The sequence below is a fragment of the Achromobacter xylosoxidans A8 genome, assembly GCF_000165835.1.
In the GTDB taxonomy this organism is placed as follows: Bacteria; Pseudomonadota; Gammaproteobacteria; order Burkholderiales; family Burkholderiaceae_B; genus Achromobacter; species Achromobacter xylosoxidans_B.
Genome location: NC_014640.1, coordinates 5,144,505 through 5,162,369, shown reverse-complemented (window position 1 = coordinate 5,162,369; position 17,865 = coordinate 5,144,505). Strand labels below are relative to the sequence as shown.

At 62.3% G+C, this 17,865-nt stretch carries 13 protein-coding genes, 2 tRNA genes and 3 rRNA genes; 8 read left to right on the top strand and 10 right to left on the bottom strand.

Annotated features, from left to right (window positions below):
• Positions 1-655: 655 nt before the first annotated feature.
• The 5 genes from AXYL_RS23925 to rrf all read left to right on the top strand — a co-directional run bounded on the left by AXYL_RS23925 (position 656) and on the right by rrf (position 5,987).
• Positions 656-2,186 (top strand): 16S ribosomal RNA (locus AXYL_RS23925).
• 131 nt (positions 2,187-2,317) lie between these two features.
• Positions 2,318-2,394: transfer RNA gene (locus tag AXYL_RS23920), tRNA-Ile, on the top strand.
• 23 nt (positions 2,395-2,417) lie between these two features.
• Positions 2,418-2,493: transfer RNA gene (locus AXYL_RS23915), tRNA-Ala, on the top strand.
• Positions 2,494-2,791: 298 nt separating this feature from the next.
• Positions 2,792-5,676: ribosomal RNA gene (locus AXYL_RS23910) — 23S ribosomal RNA — on the top strand.
• Positions 5,677-5,874: 198 nt separating this feature from the next.
• Positions 5,875-5,987 (top strand): 5S ribosomal RNA (gene rrf, locus AXYL_RS23905).
• Together the 16S, 23S and 5S rRNA genes with 2 tRNA genes alongside form the textbook arrangement of a ribosomal RNA operon.
• A gap of 157 nt (positions 5,988-6,144) precedes the next feature.
• Here the strand turns inward: rrf and AXYL_RS23900 are convergent.
• The 4 genes from AXYL_RS23900 to AXYL_RS23885 all read right to left on the bottom strand — a co-directional run bounded on the left by AXYL_RS23900 (position 6,145) and on the right by AXYL_RS23885 (position 8,692).
• The gene (locus AXYL_RS23900; RefSeq protein ID WP_013395448.1) at positions 6,145-6,885 is read right to left on the bottom strand and encodes an aldolase; all 741 of its coding nucleotides are present in this window, start codon (positions 6,883-6,885) and stop codon (positions 6,145-6,147) included.
• A 58-nt stretch (positions 6,886-6,943) separates the two neighbouring features.
• A complete protein-coding gene (locus tag AXYL_RS23895) occupies positions 6,944-7,348 on the bottom strand; it encodes a YchJ family protein (protein WP_013395447.1) in 405 nt (134 codons plus the stop codon).
• Positions 7,349-7,369: 21 nt separating this feature from the next.
• Positions 7,370-7,642 carry a GNAT family N-acetyltransferase gene (locus tag AXYL_RS23890; protein ID WP_013395446.1) on the bottom strand — a complete coding sequence of 91 codons (273 nt, stop codon included), beginning with the start codon at positions 7,640-7,642 and terminating at the stop codon, positions 7,370-7,372.
• A 99-nt stretch (positions 7,643-7,741) separates the two neighbouring features.
• Complete coding sequence (locus AXYL_RS23885; RefSeq protein ID WP_013395445.1) at positions 7,742-8,692, bottom strand: 3-hydroxyacyl-CoA dehydrogenase NAD-binding domain-containing protein; 951 nt, start codon at positions 8,690-8,692, stop codon at positions 7,742-7,744.
• A gap of 119 nt (positions 8,693-8,811) precedes the next feature.
• On the opposite strand from AXYL_RS23885, the gene AXYL_RS23880 reads away from it, so the two are divergent.
• A complete protein-coding gene (locus AXYL_RS23880) occupies positions 8,812-9,438 on the top strand; it encodes a hypothetical protein (RefSeq protein ID WP_013395444.1) in 627 nt (208 codons plus the stop codon).
• Between the two features lie 51 nt (positions 9,439-9,489).
• Here the strand turns inward: AXYL_RS23880 and AXYL_RS23875 are convergent, their stop codons facing one another.
• Positions 9,490-10,890, bottom strand: a complete 1,401-nt coding sequence (locus tag AXYL_RS23875; RefSeq protein WP_013395443.1) for an MFS transporter — start codon at positions 10,888-10,890, stop codon at positions 9,490-9,492.
• Between the two features lie 112 nt (positions 10,891-11,002).
• Here AXYL_RS23875 and AXYL_RS23870 point away from each other — a divergent pair, with 112 nt between their 5' ends.
• Together AXYL_RS23870 and AXYL_RS23865 are read left to right on the top strand one after the other, a co-directional pair.
• Positions 11,003-11,872 (top strand): LysR family transcriptional regulator, encoded by an 870-nt coding sequence (locus tag AXYL_RS23870; protein ID WP_041655984.1) that lies wholly within the window; start codon positions 11,003-11,005, stop codon positions 11,870-11,872.
• A 92-nt stretch (positions 11,873-11,964) separates the two neighbouring features.
• Complete coding sequence (locus tag AXYL_RS23865) at positions 11,965-13,380, top strand: amidase family protein (RefSeq protein WP_013395441.1); 1,416 nt, start codon at positions 11,965-11,967, stop codon at positions 13,378-13,380.
• Positions 13,381-13,430: 50 nt separating this feature from the next.
• Here the strand turns inward: AXYL_RS23865 and AXYL_RS23860 are convergent, their stop codons facing one another.
• The 5 genes from AXYL_RS23860 to lptE form a co-directional block, all read right to left on the bottom strand.
• Complete coding sequence (locus AXYL_RS23860; RefSeq protein WP_013395440.1) at positions 13,431-14,219, bottom strand: 2-keto-4-pentenoate hydratase; 789 nt, start codon at positions 14,217-14,219, stop codon at positions 13,431-13,433.
• Between the two features lie 4 nt (positions 14,220-14,223).
• Entirely contained in the window at positions 14,224-14,601 is a 378-nt protein-coding gene (locus AXYL_RS23855) for a hypothetical protein (protein ID WP_013395439.1), read from the bottom strand.
• Between the two features lie 139 nt (positions 14,602-14,740).
• Positions 14,741-16,021: a glutamate-5-semialdehyde dehydrogenase gene (locus AXYL_RS23850; RefSeq protein ID WP_013395438.1), complete on the bottom strand. Its 1,281-nt coding sequence runs from the start codon at positions 16,019-16,021 to the stop codon at positions 14,741-14,743.
• Positions 16,022-16,136: 115 nt separating this feature from the next.
• Positions 16,137-17,192, bottom strand: a complete 1,056-nt coding sequence (holA, locus tag AXYL_RS23845) for a DNA polymerase III subunit delta (protein ID WP_013395437.1) — start codon at positions 17,190-17,192, stop codon at positions 16,137-16,139.
• Entirely contained in the window at positions 17,193-17,855 is a 663-nt protein-coding gene (lptE, locus tag AXYL_RS23840) for an LPS assembly lipoprotein LptE (RefSeq protein WP_013395436.1), read from the bottom strand.
• Positions 17,856-17,865 lie beyond the last annotated feature (10 nt).

Sequence of the window (17,865 nt, the reverse complement as noted above, 5' to 3'; positions counted from 1 at the left end):
ACTTGTGCTATAGTCTCGCTCCTTCGCAGTTCAGACAGTTTTGAACCGCGAAGCCAAGCAAGCACAACAGGTCGGGCAAGAAGATTCGAGCCAGGTCTGCCGCAAAGCGTTCAGAGATGAGCGGTGCGCGGTGATTGCAAGGATTGCAGCAAGTTAGGCAAAAGCCAGTTGCGCAATCTGCAAAAATCGTGTTATAGTCTTGGGCTTGGTAGTTGCCGAAAACTTAGGGTTAACCCTGATATTTCGATAGCTGCTAAAGAGAGGCGGACCTGAAGAGGTCGCAGGCAAGAAAGCGTAACGATGGATGTGACGCGTACTTGACAAGCGATAAAATTTCTTCATAATCTCGTTTCTCTGCTGCAAACAACGCGGCGCCAGCGAAAGCGGCGTAGCGAAGCGAGCAGGCAGTAAGTAGTACCGAATTTAGCAGTACCGCTCTTTAACAATTAAACAACCGATAAGTGTGGGCGCTTGATGCGAGTGCAGTGTGATTGGGTTTTAAACCCCGGCCACAAGCACAATGAAATCAAGTGCTCACTAGAAGTGAAGTACCTTAGACGTCAAGTTTAAGAACATACCTCACTTCCTTTGAGTAGCGACGTATGACCTGGTTTGGATTTATTCAGACCAAGAATACGAAACAAATACAGAGATTAAACTGAAGAGTTTGATCCTGGCTCAGATTGAACGCTAGCGGGATGCCTTACACATGCAAGTCGAACGGCAGCACGGACTTCGGTCTGGTGGCGAGTGGCGAACGGGTGAGTAATGTATCGGAACGTGCCTAGTAGCGGGGGATAACTACGCGAAAGCGTAGCTAATACCGCATACGCCCTACGGGGGAAAGCAGGGGATCGCAAGACCTTGCACTATTAGAGCGGCCGATATCGGATTAGCTAGTTGGTGGGGTAACGGCTCACCAAGGCGACGATCCGTAGCTGGTTTGAGAGGACGACCAGCCACACTGGGACTGAGACACGGCCCAGACTCCTACGGGAGGCAGCAGTGGGGAATTTTGGACAATGGGGGAAACCCTGATCCAGCCATCCCGCGTGTGCGATGAAGGCCTTCGGGTTGTAAAGCACTTTTGGCAGGAAAGAAACGTCATGGGCTAATACCCCGTGAAACTGACGGTACCTGCAGAATAAGCACCGGCTAACTACGTGCCAGCAGCCGCGGTAATACGTAGGGTGCAAGCGTTAATCGGAATTACTGGGCGTAAAGCGTGCGCAGGCGGTTCGGAAAGAAAGATGTGAAATCCCAGAGCTCAACTTTGGAACTGCATTTTTAACTACCGGGCTAGAGTGTGTCAGAGGGAGGTGGAATTCCGCGTGTAGCAGTGAAATGCGTAGATATGCGGAGGAACACCGATGGCGAAGGCAGCCTCCTGGGATAACACTGACGCTCATGCACGAAAGCGTGGGGAGCAAACAGGATTAGATACCCTGGTAGTCCACGCCCTAAACGATGTCAACTAGCTGTTGGGGCCTTCGGGCCTTAGTAGCGCAGCTAACGCGTGAAGTTGACCGCCTGGGGAGTACGGTCGCAAGATTAAAACTCAAAGGAATTGACGGGGACCCGCACAAGCGGTGGATGATGTGGATTAATTCGATGCAACGCGAAAAACCTTACCTACCCTTGACATGTCTGGAATTCCGAAGAGATTTGGAAGTGCTCGCAAGAGAACCGGAACACAGGTGCTGCATGGCTGTCGTCAGCTCGTGTCGTGAGATGTTGGGTTAAGTCCCGCAACGAGCGCAACCCTTGTCATTAGTTGCTACGAAAGGGCACTCTAATGAGACTGCCGGTGACAAACCGGAGGAAGGTGGGGATGACGTCAAGTCCTCATGGCCCTTATGGGTAGGGCTTCACACGTCATACAATGGTCGGGACAGAGGGTCGCCAACCCGCGAGGGGGAGCCAATCCCAGAAACCCGATCGTAGTCCGGATCGCAGTCTGCAACTCGACTGCGTGAAGTCGGAATCGCTAGTAATCGCGGATCAGCATGTCGCGGTGAATACGTTCCCGGGTCTTGTACACACCGCCCGTCACACCATGGGAGTGGGTTTTACCAGAAGTAGTTAGCCTAACCGTAAGGGGGGCGATTACCACGGTAGGATTCATGACTGGGGTGAAGTCGTAACAAGGTAGCCGTATCGGAAGGTGCGGCTGGATCACCTCCTTTCAGAGCTTAGTGCTCGTGTTAAGCGTCCACTCTTATCGGTTGTTTGATATAGCTGGGATCAGTTGTAGGCTTGGGTCGAGGGAATCTTCCCTGGGTCTCCAACTACCTGACTGCTGATCCGAGAAGGTTTTGGGTCTGTAGCTCAGTCGGTTAGAGCACCGTCTTGATAAGGCGGGGGTCGTTGGTTCGAATCCAACCAGACCCACCAAGTATTCTACGCATGCGGGATATGGGGGTGTAGCTCAGCTGGGAGAGCGCCTGCTTTGCAAGCAGGATGTCATCGGTTCGATCCCGTTCACCTCCACCATTGATTCTCAAAACTCACCTGGTGGTGATGTAGAGGCTAACTCATAGTGTCGTGGAAACGGCGTTATGAGTTAGGTTTTACCTGAACAGCTATATTTGTTCTTTAACAATCTGGAAGAAGCACAACGAAAATGTACTTATCAAGTACTCGACGCAAGTCGATGAAGATAGGTACGGGTTGTGATTGCATTAATTTTGTTCCAAGTTCTCAAGACTGGGGTGAATAACCTCAGACTGCTTTGAAACTTATGAACGGCACAAACGCTAATACTCAGGTCCTATAGCCTACAGCGTTATAGGATCAAGCGACTAAGTGCATATGGTGGATGCCTTGGCGATCACAGGCGATGAAGGACGTAGTAGCCTGCGAAAAGCTACGGGGAGCTGGCAAACAAGCTTTGATCCGTAGATGTCCGAATGGGGAAACCCACCGCAGCAATGCGGTATCCCTGGCTGAATACATAGGCCAGTGGAAGCGAACCGGGTGAACTGAAACATCTCAGTAGCTCGAGGAAAAGAAATCAACCGAGATTCCGAAAGTAGTGGCGAGCGAAATCGGAAGAGCCTTTACGTTTTAGCATGCAAGATAGTCGAACGGAATGGAAAGTCCGGCCGTAGCAGGTGATAGCCCTGTAGGCGAAATCTTGTGTGTGGAACTAAGCGTAAGACAAGTAGGGCGGGACACGTGAAATCCTGTTTGAAGATGGGGGGACCATCCTCCAAGGCTAAATACTCGTGATCGACCGATAGTGAACCAGTACCGTGAGGGAAAGGCGAAAAGAACCCCGGAAGGGGAGTGAAATAGATCCTGAAACCGTATGCATACAAACAGTAGGAGCCTCCTTGTGGGGTGACTGCGTACCTTTTGTATAATGGGTCAGCGACTTACATTCAGTGGCAAGGTTAACCGAATAGGGAAGCCGTAGCGAAAGCGAGTCCGAATAGGGCGATTCAGTCGCTGGGTGTAGACCCGAAACCAGATGATCTATCCATGGCCAGGTTGAAGGCACGGTAACACGTGCTGGAGGACCGAACCCACTAATGTTGAAAAATTAGGGGATGAGCTGTGGATAGGGGTGAAAGGCTAAACAAATCTGGAAATAGCTGGTTCTCTCCGAAAACTATTTAGGTAGTGCCTCAAGTATTACTGCGGGGGGTAGAGCACTGTTATAGCTAGGGGGTCATGGCGACTTACCAAACTATGGCAAACTCCGAATACCCGCAAGTACAGCTTGGGAGACAGAGCACCGGGTGCTAACGTCCGGACTCAAGAGGGAAACAACCCAGACCGCCAGCTAAGGTCCCGAATTATCGCTAAGTGGGAAACGAAGTGGGAAGGCATAGACAGTCAGGAGGTTGGCTTAGAAGCAGCCATCCTTTAAAGAAAGCGTAATAGCTCACTGATCGAGTCGTCCTGCGCGGAAGATGTAACGGGGCTAAGCGATAAACCGAAGCTGCGGGTGTGCACTTTTAGTGCACGCGGTAGGAGAGCGTTCTGTAAGCCTGCGAAGGTGGCTTGTAAAGGCTGCTGGAGGTATCAGAAGTGCGAATGCTGACATGAGTAGCGATAAAGGGGGTGAAAAGCCCCCTCGCCGTAAGTCCAAGGTTTCCTGCGCAACGTTCATCGGCGCAGGGTGAGTCGGCCCCTAAGGCGAGGCAGAGATGCGTAGCTGATGGGAAACTGGTTAATATTCCAGTACCGTCGTACAGTGCGATGGGGGGACGGATCGCGGAAGATCATCAGGGTGTTGGATGTCCCTGTTGCTGTATCGAAGATGGCGCTTAGGCAAATCCGGGCGCGTAAATCAAGGGTATGGCACGAGCGAGCATTGCTTGCGAAGTGATTGGAAGTGGTTCCAAGAAAAGCCTCTAAGCTTCAGCTGTACGAGACCGTACCGCAAACCGACACAGGTGGACGGGATGAATATTCCAAGGCGCTTGAGAGAACTCAGGAGAAGGAACTCGGCAAATTGATACCGTAACTTCGGGAGAAGGTATACCCCGGTAGTGTGAAGCGCCTGCGCGCTTAGCATGATGGGGTCGCAGAGAATCGGTGGCTGCGACTGTTTATTAAAAACACAGCACTCTGCAAAGACGAAAGTCGACGTATAGGGTGTGACGCCTGCCCGGTGCCGGAAGGTTAAGTGATGGGGTGCAAGCTCTTGATCGAAGCCCCGGTAAACGGCGGCCGTAACTATAACGGTCCTAAGGTAGCGAAATTCCTTGTCGGGTAAGTTCCGACCTGCACGAATGGCGTAACGATGGCCACACTGTCTCCTCCTGAGACTCAGCGAAGTTGAAGTGTTTGTGATGATGCAATCTACCCGCGGCTAGACGGAAAGACCCCATGAACCTTTACTGTAGCTTTGCATTGATCTGTGAACCGGCCTGTGTAGGATAGGTGGGAGGCTTTGAAGCGTAGTCGCTAGATTACGTGGAGCCATCCTTGAAATACCACCCTGGTTTGTTTGCGGTTCTAACCTTGGTCCGTTATCCGGATCGGGGACAGTGCATGGTGGGCAGTTTGACTGGGGCGGTCTCCTCCCAAAGTGTAACGGAGGAGTTCGAAGGTACGCTAGGTACGGTCGGAAATCGTGCTGATAGTGCAATGGCATAAGCGTGCTTGACTGTGAGACTGACAAGTCGAACAGGTGCGAAAGCAGGACATAGTGATCCGGTGGTTCTGAATGGAAGGGCCATCGCTCAACGGATAAAAGGTACTCTGGGGATAACAGGCTGATACCGCCCAAGAGTTCATATCGACGGCGGTGTTTGGCACCTCGATGTCGGCTCATCTCATCCTGGGGCTGTAGCCGGTCCCAAGGGTATGGCTGTTCGCCATTTAAAGAGGTACGTGAGCTGGGTTTAAAACGTCGTGAGACAGTTTGGTCCCTATCTGCCGTGGGCGTTGGATACTTGACGGAGCCTGCTCCTAGTACGAGAGGACCGGAGTGGACGTACCTCTGGTGTACCGGTTGTCATGCCAATGGCATTGCCGGGTAGCTAAGTACGGAAGAGATAACCGCTGAAGGCATCTAAGCGGGAAACTCGTCTGAAGATAAGGTATCCCGGGGACTTGATCCCCCTGAAGGGTCGTTCGAGACCAGGACGTTGATAGGTCGGGTGTGGAAGCGCAGTAATGCGTTAAGCTAACCGATACTAATTGCCCGTGAGGCTTGATCCTATAACACTGATGGTTATGACCTGGTGATGTAGCGTTCCAAGTGTCGTTCAATACAAAATCTGGCTGCACCGTCGGCAGCCAGCCAACACCAATTACACCCCCCGTGCGTGATCATCGAGTCTGACTCTGATCCCCCACGCGTTGTGTTTCTTCCAAGATTGGAGCAGTTGCCTCGCGGCAACCGCTCAACCAGTTACGCTTGACGACCATAGCGAGTTGGTCCCACTCCTTCCCATCCCGAACAGGACAGTGAAACGACTTTGCGCCGATGATAGTGGACGGACGTCTGTGAAAGTAGGTCATCGTCAAGCTTTTATTCCGCAGAACCCCACAGGTAACCCCTGTGGGGTTTTGTCTTTGTGGCGCCGAGCTGAGAATGCGCTTCGCAGGTTCCGCAAACCCCAATGAAAAACCCCTCGCAGGATGCTCCTGCGAGGGGTTTTGTTTTGGGCGCGCCGTTAAAAGCGGCTAGGGCAATTGGCGCCGCAAGGCAGCGAAGAACAATTCGGATTGCAGGCGTTCGCTTTGCACCTGGGCCGCAACCTTGGCCGCGAGTTCGGGATTGACCGGCACGAGCGGGCGCCCCGTGGATTGCGCCAGCACCTGGGCGGTACAGGCGCGTTCCAGGAAAAACAGGTCGTCGTAGGCGTAATCCAGCCGTTCGCCGCAGACGACGGCGCCATGGTTGCCAAGGAAAACCACATCAGCGCCCTGCATCGCGTGAGCGATGCGTTCGCCTTCGCTTACGTCCAGGGCCAGGCCGTTGTAGTGCTCATCAATGGCCAGGCGACCATGAAAGCGCATGGCATTCTGGGACAGCGTGGTATCGAGCGCGCGATCCGAGGTGAGCGTCAGGGCCGTGGCGTAAGGCATATGCGTATGCAGCACGCAGGCTTTGCCGGCGATGCGGTGGATGGCGGCATGGATGAACATGGCCGTGGGTTCGACCGCATGGCGGCCCGCAAGCTTGTTGCCCTGGGCATCGATCAGCACGATGTCATCCGCCTGCACTTCATGCCACATCAGCCCGCGGGGATTCAGCAGGAAATGCTCCGAGTCTCCTGGCAGGGCGACGCTGAAGTGATTGCAGACGCCTTCCCCCAATCCATGCGCCGCCGCGGCCCGCAATGCGAGCGCGAGGTCGGCGCGCAATGCCGCGACGGTTTCAGAGTGAAAGAGCGCTTCGGCGTGGCGAGGATCGTGGTTCATGTCTGCCTTTTCTGATGTCTGGATTTGGGAAGGCCTGGTCCGTCCGTGCGGGCCGGGATCAGTACAGGTCGCCGTCCACATAGAACCATAGTCCGCCTTCGCGCACGAAGCGGCTGAGCTCATGCAGGCGATGGGCGCGGCCGGCCTGGCGGCTGCGGGCGACGAATTCCACGGTTGCGTGCGCAGAGTCCTGGCTGCCGGTTTGCTTGATTGCCAGTCCCAGCCATTTCATGTCGGGCGGATTGGGATCGAGAGACGCGGGGCGGGTGCTCGGGTGCCAGGTCGCCAATAGATAGGGCAACTTGTCCAGCACGAAGGCGCTGTAGCGCGAGCGCATCAGCGCCTCGGCGGTGGGTGCCTGCATCGCCTGCGGCCCTTCATGCCAGCGGCCGCAGCATTCGGAATAGGGCTTGGGGCCGCCGCAGGGACAGGCCGCAGCCTGGAGCTTGGATTGCTTGGTCACGGTGCGAAACGCCGAAGAAGCTCAGGCCAGCAGATCGCTGTATTCAGGATGGCGGCGGATATAGGCGTCCGCGTATGAGCACAAGGGCCGCACCTTCCAGCCCCGGGTGCGCGCGTCGTCCAGCGCGTACTTGGTCAACGCAGCGGCGATGCCGCGGCCGCCCACCTGGCTGGGCACGCCGGTGTGCGTGATGGCCATGGTGTTGCCTTGCAGCTGGTAGTCGAGCACGCACAAGACGCCATCAACGGTGGCGGTGTAGCGGGAATGGGCGGTTTCATGCGTTACGGAGATCATGCGGAGGAATCCTGCGATGGAATGGCCGGCTACTGTCAGCCGGCTTGATGGACTATGGGGCGCATTCGCCTCGTGTTGCTGCCATTGACTGCTGCCGCTTCAGCGTTGCAGCGCTTTGAGCAGCGCGGTGAGCTGGGCGTCGCGAGCCTGGACCAGGTCGGCGATGCTGCGTTGGCCTGCTTCGGCGTTGACGCCTTCGATCAGGCGCTGCCGCAGCTCGGGAGTGACCTCCGGTGCTCCCAGGTCGTCCCACCAAGTTTGTACCGGACCCAGCAGGTGGTCCATGAAATTGGCCAGGCCGCCCGCGCCGCCGCCCAGATTGAAGGTCATGTGCGGACCGAACAACGCCCAGCGCAGGCCGGGGCCTTGCGATACGGCGGCATCGATGTCGGCGACGCTGGCCACGTTCTCGGCAGCCAGGTGTATCGCTTCGCGCCACAGGGCCGCCTGCAGGCGGTTGGCGATGTGGCCCGGCACTTCCTTGTTCAGGCGGATGGGGTATTTGCCCAGGCTGCGGTAGAAGGCGATGCAGCGGTCGATGGTGTCGGCCGAGGTCTGGGTGCCGCCTACCACCTCGACCAGCGGGATCAGGTGCGGCGGATTGAACGGATGCCCGATGACGAAGCGCGAGGCATGGCGGCACTGCGATTGCAGGCGGCTCATGATGAGGCCGGACGAGCTCGACGCCACGATGACGTGCGCAGGCAGCGCGGCGTCCATGCGCGCGAACAGCGCAGTTTTGAAATCTTCGCGCTCGGGCGCGTTTTCCTGCACGAAGTCCACGCCGGCCAGCGCGGCCTCCAGGTCCGGCTCGAAGCGCAGGGCCTCGGCCGAGGCGCCGGGCAGCACGTGTCCGAGCTCTGTCAGCACGGGCCATGCGGCCTGCACGCGGGCGCGCGTCAGCGCTTCGGCATCGGCGGCCGGATCGCTGACGACGACCGCGAGGCCGCGAGCGAGGAACAACGCGGCCCAACTGGCGCCTATGGTGCCGGCGCCCACGATGGCGATTCGGCGGATGGCGGGCGGGTTGGACGTGGCGATGCTGGACATGCGGGTCTCCTGTGAGCGCGGATAGAAGCATTGTGAAGCAAACGCCGGCCCGTTGCCACGCGCAGGCGGCACGGGCAAGATAGCGGCTCCCTTCCGCCTCCGGAAACCAGGAGCCCTCCATGAATGCGACCCCAGCCCATCGAACGGCCGTGCCGTACTTTTGCCAATGGGAGTCGGCGCATCTGGCCAGCGAGATCATCCAGGGCAAGCTGGCCCTGGTCGATGATCCTGCCTGGCGCGGCTCGGGCGCGCGTGATGCGGACGAGTATGGGCGCTGGGCCAGCCACGTTTGCGGCATGGCTTGCCTGAAGATGGTGCTGGCGGCACGTGACAGGCGGCATTACCCCACGCTGGAGCTGGCGCGGGGCAGCTTGCCTTACGGCGCCTATACCGTGGAAGGCGAGCAGATCAAGGGCATGATCTACGCGCCGTTCGTGCGCTATGTGGACGAGGTATTCGGCCTGGCGGCGCGCGTGCATGTCGATCTGCGCGCGGACGAACTGCATGGATTGATGTCGCGGGCCGCCTACTTCATGGCCTCCGTGCATCCCTGGATACGCTGGCCCGACCGGCAGCCGCCCAGGAAAGGCGGGCACCTGGTGCTGGTGACCCGCGCAACGCCCGATTCGGTGACCTTCCACAATCCCTCGGGCGAGCCCGGCACGCAGGCCGATGTCGAATTGCCGCTAGCCGTTTTCGACGAATTCTTCGCGGGGCGCGGCGTGGCCATACTCGCGGCCGCTTGAACGAGGCGAGGGCAGCCGGCCTGATTTCCGCGGCTGTCTTCGTGCTGGAGTTCAGGCGTTGCGGGCGCGGCGCAGATGCCGCCACACCAGCGCAACCGCAGCCAGATAGCTTGCGCCGATGATGCAGTAGGCCGCAGGCAGGCTGGCGTGCCAGTCCGGCAGCAGATGCAGGATGGTACCCATCAGTGCGACCCCGACCAGGGCGCCGGATTGGCGGTTGGCGTTCAGCGCCGCGGCGGCGCTGTTCGCGTGGCTCTTGCCCGAAACCTGCATGACCACGCTGGTCATGGCGGGTACGGCGATGCCCACGCCCAGATTGGACAGCGCGACGGCGACGGCAAACGGCCAGTAGGCCATGTCCGGCGAGAAAGCGAAAGTGCCCATGCTGCTCATGATGGCGGCCAGCGACAATCCGCCTAGCAGCGCCGTCGAGACGTTCCAGCGCGCCGAGATCCGGCCCGACATCAGGTTGCCGATGGAGAATACCGCCAGCATCGGCACCAGTTGCAGCCCCGTCTGCAAGGCGTCCGTGCCGCGCGCCTGTTGCAGGAACAGACTGAGCAGGAAAAGCTGGCCGTAGGAGGCAAGATTGATCAGAAAGCCCACGCCGTTGGCGGCCGCGAATTGCGCGGTCGCGAACAGGGCGCGCGGGATGATGGGCTCGGCGTGGCGGCGCTCGCGCCGCACCAGCAGTGCGGCGGCGGCCAGGCAGAGGGCAGCCATGCCCAGGATGAGGCTGGAAGACCAGCCATAGGCATTGCCCTGGATCAGTACGAAGCACAGCGACGACAGGGCGATCACGCCCAGCAGATGGCTTAGCGGATTGAGCGCGCGCGGACGGCGCGGCGCGGCCTGGATGCGGCGCCGCGCCAGCCACAAGCCGGCCAGTCCCAGCGGGATGTTGATGAGAAAAATCCCGCGCCAGCCGAACTGGTGGATCAGCACGCCGCCTAGCAGCGGGCCGGCGGCGCCTGCCACCGCCACGATGGCGGACCAGGCTGCCAGCATGCGGTTGCGCGTCTGCTCGTCGTCGTAGGCATGGGTCAGCAGGCTCAGGGAACTGGGCATGAACAGGGCCGCGCCCAGGCCTTGCAGCATGCGGGCCAGGATCAGCAGGTCGGCATTCGGCGCCAGTCCGCAAAGCAGGGACGCCAGGGTGAAGACGCCCAGGCCGGCCAGATAGACCGTCTTGGCGCCATAGCGGTCGGCCAGCGCCCCGGCCACCAGCAGCAGGGCCGCGAAGGTAAGCGTGTAGCCGTCCACGATCCAGACCAGATCCGTCAGCGGCACGGTGAACTGGACCGCGATGCTGGGTAGGGCGACGTTGACGACGGTCACGTCCAGCATGGCCATGACGAAGCCGATGGCCAGTGTGACGAGCGGCAGCAGGCCAGCTGCTGCGGGCTTGGCGTCCAGCGAGGGCGCCGGGATATTGGGACAGGCGGAGTTCATGGTTGAGGCGTACGGCGGCTTTCGAGGAGTGAAGCTTAGGCGCTTTGAATGATGCAAAAAAGCAGAATAATTGCTTTATAGTCATGCAAAAATGCATCTGAAGAAGGCTGTCATGGACTGGGACAACGCCAGGATCTTCCTGGCCATCTATCGGGTCGGCACGCTGCGCGGCGCGGCGGCGCTGCTGCAGGTCGACCAGGCCACGGCCGGGCGCAGGCTGGCGGCGCTGGAAGCCTCGCTGGACGCGCGGCTATTCCTGCGCACCCCGGGCGGATACGTCCCCACGGCGGCGGGTGAGCTGGCGTTCGCGGCGGCGGAGCGCATGGAGCAGGCGGCGGATCAGTTGCAGCGCCAGATGCAGGGACTGGACCACCGGCTGTCGGGCGTGGTCCGCGTGGCGACCTCGGAAACCGTCGCCACCTACTACGTCATGGAGGCGGTCCGGCGCGTGCATGCCCACCATCCCGACATCCGCGTCACGCTGTCCACGGCGATCCAGCTCAGCAACCTGACGCGCCGCGAGGCGGATCTGGCGATCCGCAACATCAGGCCGGACAATCCCGACCTGATCCACCGGCATCTGGCGCGCAAGGAGGTCGGGCTGTACGCCTCGAAGGCCTACCTGGAGGCGCATGGCGAGCCGCGGCTGGGTACGGCATTCGCGGGGCATACCCTGGTGACCTACCAGCAGGCGGTGCTGCCGGGCTGGTCCGATACCTTCTGCGGCGAGCCCACGGGCAACGGACGCATGGGTGTCGAGTTGAATTCCGGCCTGATGATCATCGAAGCCGTCGCGGCCGGCCTGGGCATAGGCCAGGTGCCCACGCACATGGCGCCCCAGTACCCGGATCTGGTGCGCATCTGGCCTGCACGCAGCGAGCCCTACGATCTATGGCTGGTGATGCACGGCGACTTGAACCGCACGGCCCGCGTGCGCGCCGTGGCCGACGCCATCGTCGAGGTCTTCGAAGAGGACCAGTAGGCGCAGGCCGGGGCGCGGCGGCTTGTGGGCGGACGCGGCTGGCGCTAAGGTTGGCCTGACCCATCAACGCAACCATGACTCAGGAGTCGCGCGTGTCCGATCTTTGGCGTTTGTCCGCAGTTGAACTTGCCGCCCGCATCCGCAAGCGTGAGGTGTCCGCCCGCGAGGCCGCGCAAAGCGCGTTGGGGCGGCTGGATGCCGTCAATCCCGCGATCAATGCGGTGGTGGACCATAGGCCGGAAGATGTGCTGGCCCAAGCCGCGCAAGTGGATGCCATGCTTGCGCGCGGCGAAGACGCGGGACCGCTGGCCGGCGTGCCCGTCACCGTGAAGGTCAACGTCGATCAGGCGGGCTACGCCACGACCAACGGCGTGCGCCTGCAGCAGGATGTGATCGCCGCCGGGAACAGCCCGGTGGTGGACAATCTGCGGCGCGCGGGGGCCGTGATCCTGGGCCGCACCAACACGCCCGCGTTTTCCTTGCGCTGGTTCACCGGCAACGCGCTGCATGGCGACACGCTGAACCCGCGCAATCCGGCGCTCACGCCCGGCGGCTCGTCGGGCGGCGCGGCCGCCGCGGTGGTCGCTGGCATCGGGCATCTGGCGCATGGCACGGATATCGCCGGCTCCATCCGGTATCCGGCCTATGCCTGCGGCGTGCACGGCCTGCGGCCGTCGCTGGGACGCGTGGCGGCATACAACGCGGCCTTGCCGGAGCGCTCCATCGGCGGGCAACTGACCGCAGTGTCCGGCCCGCTGGGGCGCAGCATCGCCGACCTGAGACTGGGCCTGGCCGCGCTGGCTGCGCGGGATCCGCGCGATCCGTGGTGGGTGCCGGCTCCGCTGGCGGGGCCCGAGGCGCCGCGCCGGGCGGCGCTGTGCCTGAATCCTGACGGAATGGATACCCAGCCCGCCGTGGTCAAGGCCTTGCAGGAGGCCGCGCGCCGGCTCAGCGAGGCAGGCTGGACGGTGGACACGCTGGACGCGGTGCCGCCGATGCAGGAGGCCGCGGATCTGCAGATCCGCATGTGGCTGGCTGATGGTTACGAGGCGATGGTCGCAGCCGCGGAAAAAGAAGGAGACCGTGGCGCTCTTGTTGCGTTGGCCGGCCAGCGCGACAAGGCTGCCGGCGCCGATCTCGCCAGTTTTTCGGCGACGCTGACGCGGCGCGCCACACTGACGCGCATGTGGGAACTGTTCTTCGCGGAATATCCGGTGCTGCTGCTTCCCGTGTCGGCCGAGCAGCCTTTCCCGGACAAGCTGGACCTGCAGGGCGATGCGGCCTACGCCCGCGTCTGGCGCGCGCAGATGACGCAGATCGGCGTGCCGTTCATGGGCTTGCCGGGCCTGTCGGTGGCGATGGGCAGCGCCATGAGCGGCGCGGGCGCCAGCCCGATCGGCGTGCAGGTAGTGGCGGGGCGCTACCGCGAGGATTTGTGCCTGGACGTGGGCGAAATCATCGAGGCGGGCGGAGCCCCCATCGATATTGCCGAGCCTGCGGCCCGCTAGCGTGGCGCTGGTCGGCCCGGACCGCACAGTGTCGGCACGGGCGCGAGGCGCTAGGGGTTGCTGAAGCGCAGGCGCAGGATGCCGAGGTCGCCGTAGGCGAGTTCCAGGTCGCGGTTGGCGGGCACGTCCAGGAATCCGGCATAGGAACCGGTGATGACGTGCTGGCCGGCGCGCAGCCCCAGGCCTTGTTCGCGCAGGAAGTTGGCCAGCCAGTACAGCCCCGCCTTGGGGCGGTCGTTCGGGTGGATGCCCGCATGCTGCTCGGTTTCGACGCCGTCCACGGCCAGCGTAATGCTCATGCTGCCGGGCGCGTCATGCGGCGAGGCGATGCGCGGACCCAGTACCAGGCCCTGGTTGAACATATGGTCGGCCAGCAGTTCGGGCAGGCTGGCGTGTTCCGGGGCGGCATAGCGGCAGCCCAGCACCTCCAGCGCCAGGCGCGCGCTGCCGATGGCCGCGTCCACCTCGGCTTCGCTGTAGGGCTGGGGGCGGGCGGGCAGATCCCGGGCAATTTCGAACGCGATCTCGGGTTCGATGCGCACCGTGGCGGTCCGGGCCGCGACCGGACCGGCTTCGGCGTAGGCGACGGTCGAGGCGTAGATTGGCGCGACCACGCTTTTCTCGGGCGTGGGCAAGGCGCTCTTCCAGGCGCCGATATCGTCCTGATGGTTCTCAAGCAGCAGTTGCGCGGTGCGTTGCTGCACGGCGAAGGCCTGGTTCAGCGATTGCGGACGGCAGTCGGCGGGCAGGCGCGGGCCGGCGACGCCGGATACGCGCGCGGCGATCAGGTAGCGCGCCGCATCAAGGCTGCCGGGATAGTCTTCGATTTTGATCTGCATGCGCTCAAGCTCCTACAAACAACATGATCCAGAGGACGATCATGGCGATCAGGCCGAGCCAGCAAGACCCCCAGAAACCGACGATGGGCCACTTCAGGGCCAGCGGGGTCTTCTTCGGATCGACGTGCGGAAGCAGATCGTTGGCGTTGCCGATCAGCCAGAAACGCGTGTCGGGAAACATCAGGCGGAAGAAATAGTCCAGCATGATGGACGCCTGGATCGCGAGCGGATACTGATTGAACGGGCGGTGCTGCAGATACGGGTGCTTCAGCTTGGCGTTGATCTGCTTGCGCTTGAAGAACAGCACGATGCCGCAAAGCGTGCAGGTGATGAAGCAGAGCAGGAAGAGGCTGAAGGCCATGGCCATGGCGGGTGAGTACATGGGGGATCTCAGGAAGACGCGGTGTGCCGCGTTCGGATGATAGGAAAGCGTGCGGAAAATTGCCGACCGTATTGTAAAAGGCTTGCCGCGGCCCCGTGTTCAGGGCCGCGTCAGGCTTCGCGCGCCGTAGCGTCCGGGGTCAGCCGCGCACCTGGCCTTCGCCGCTCAGCACCCATTTCAGCGTGGTCAGGCCCTCCAGGCCAACCGGACCACGTGCATGCAGGCGGTTGGTCGAGATGCCGATTTCGGCGCCCAGGCCGTACTCGAAGCCGTCGGCAAAGCAGGTCGGCAGGTTGACGTAGACCGAGCTGGAGTCGACCTCGCGCTGGAAGCGCTGCGCGGCGGACAGATCTTCGGTGACGATGGCGTCGGTGTGGCCAGAGCCCCAGCGCGCGATGTGCTCGATGGCGTCGTCCAGCGTATCGACGATGCGCACCGCCAGGATGGGACCCAGGTATTCCGTGGCCCAATCCTCTTCGGTTGCCGGCTTGGCGTGCGGCAGCAGGGCCAGCGTGCGCGGGCAGCCGCGCAATTCCACTCCGTGTTCGGTGAGCGCCGCGGCCAGGCTGGGCAGGATGGAAACGGCGGCCACCGCGTCGACCAGCAGGGTTTCCATGGCGCCGCAGATGCCATAGCGGTAGGTCTTGGCGTTGAAGGCGATGGCATGCGCCTTGTCCGGGTCCGCTGCCGCATCGATATAGACGTGGCAGTTGCCGTCCAGGTGCTTGATGAGCGGCACGCGCGCTTCCTGCGACAGCCGGGCGATCAGGCCCTTGCCGCCGCGCGGCACGATGACGTCGATATGCTCGGTCATGGTGATGAGCTTGCCGACCGCGGCCCGGTCGGCCGTGGCAACGACCTGCACCGCGTCCTGCGGCAGGCCCGCGGCGGCCAGGCCGGTCTGTACCACGCGGCCCAGCGCGATATTGGAATGCAGGGCTTCGCTGCCGCCGCGCAGGATGGCGGCGTTGCCGGACTTCAGGCAGAGCGCGGCCGCGTCGATGGTCACGTTGGGACGGGATTCGTAAATGATGCCGATCACGCCCAGCGGAACGCGCATCTGCGCCACGCGCATGCCGTTGGGGCGAACGCTGGTGGCGGTGATGCTGCCGATGGGGTCCGGCAGGGCGGCGATCTGGCGCAAGCCTTCCGCCATGTGCGCCAGCGTCTTGTCCGACAGGGTCAGGCGGTCCAGCAGGGCCGGCTCCAGGCCGTTGCTGCGCGCCGCCGCCAGGTCTTTCTCGTTGGCGGCCTTGAGTTCGTCGTGGCTGGCGGCCAGGGCGTCGGCCATGGCCAGCAGCGCCTGGTTCTTGGCGGCGCCATTGGCGCGCATCATGGCGCGCGAGGCGCGGCGGGCGTTTTCGCCCAGGGTGAGCATGGCGTGTTCGATGGAGGACGAGGACATGGCGGCGTCGATCATGAAAGTGGGGCGGCGCGGGCGCCGCCTGGAGATTCAGTTTATATCCGGGCGTCAGACCGGGCGAGTTCCAGCGGGAGGGCCGGAAGGGAAGGCGAAGGCGGCGGCTATGCCGCCTTCACGGTCGTCCGCCGGCGGCGGCGACGCGCAAAGCGAGCCGCGTCATTTCTTCCCAGGGATCGGACAGGCGTCCAGGTACGGACAGGCCCTTGATCAGGCGGTCGACCTCATGGGCGTGCTGCACGGCGGCGGGCCACACGTTCGGCTGCACGCGGCCTAGCGCCTGCAACGCCAGGCGCTCGTGCGCGCCGAAGATGCGCAGGCGGCGCATCAGGCCGTTGACGTCCTGGCCCAGGGTGCGGGCTTCCGCGACGCGGGCCAGCAGGCGGATTTCCTCGCCGACCGCCCACAGCACCAGCGGCAGGGCCTCGCCTTCGGCGCGCAGGCCGTCGATCATGCGGATAGTGCGGCCGATGTCGCCGGCGAGCATGGCGTCGCGCAAGCCGAAGACGTCATAGCGCGCCACGTTCAGCACCGCGCGTTCGACGTCTTCCGCGGCCAGTTGGCCTTCGGGGTAGAGCAGGCCCAGCTTCTGGATTTCCTGGTGGGCGGCCAGCAGATTGCCTTCCACTTTGTCCGCCATCCATTGCAGCGTGGCGCTGTCGGCGCGCTGGTTCTGGCGCGCCAGGCGCATGCCGACCCAGGCGGGCAGGCGGCCGCGCTCGATGTTGGCGATGTCGACCATCATGCCGCCGCGGTTCAGCGCCTGCACCCAGCGGCTTTCGCGGGTGGCCTTGTCCAGGCGGGGCAGGGCGATCAGGACGAGCGTGTCCGGATCCGCCTGCTTTTCGGCCTGTTCGGCCAGCTTGGCCAGGGTGTCGGCGCCGGACTTGCCGGGCTTGCCGGTCGGGATCTTGATTTCAAGTATGCGGCGGTCGCCGAACAGCGACACGCTCTGGGTGGCGGCGGTGACCGAACTCCAGTCGCTGCGCGCGTCCATGACCATGGACAGGCGCTCGCTGTAGCCTGCGTTGCGGGCCGCGGCGCGCAGGGCGTCCACGGCCTCGGTCACGAGCAGCGGTTCGTCGCCGGACACCGTATAGAGCGGCGCCAGGCGGTTGCCTGGCCGCTGCAAATGCTCGGCCAGGCGATCCGCGTCCAGGGGCTGTGCCATTTAGCGCAGGATGGCCGGGTCGGTGGTGGACGGCGTCTGCCACGGCGCGGGCGTGCGCTGCTGTTCCGGCATGGTTGGATCGTACAGCGGGGTCTCGCCGTCTTCGGCGCGCTGTTCGGCGTTTTCGAACGCCTTGCGCACTTCCGGCGCGGTCATGCGGCGCAGCAGGCGGGACACGAGGTCGCGCTGCATGGCCTTGTACAGCGTGTCGATCTGTCCCTGCTTGGCCTGCACGACCTGGTCGTCGTAAGGCATTTCGCGGTAGATCGACAACGTCGTGTCCGGGATCAGCGCGCGGCCCTTTGCGTCAATCAGACGGAACGTGTAGTTGATGCCGAGTTCATATTCTTCGACGCGGCCCTGGGCGTTCAGAGAGACTTCGCGCAGGGTGCGGGTGTCGCCCACTTGCTGCAGAATGGCCTGGGCCTCTTTGGGGCCTGCCACGAGCTTGGTGTCCGGAGACGCCGCGCGCAGCGCGCGGCGCACATCGGCACCGAACTGGGTGGTGTCGGGAATGCCGACATACAGTGTCTCGAACGGCATCGGAGTGACTCCCCGCAAGGCGAAGCCGCAAGCGGAAAGCAGCATGAACAGCGCCAGGCAGGCGCCGCGCAGCAGCCAGGACTGGCGGGGGGAATGCGTTTGTTGCCCGGCGAAGTGCATGCTTGACCTC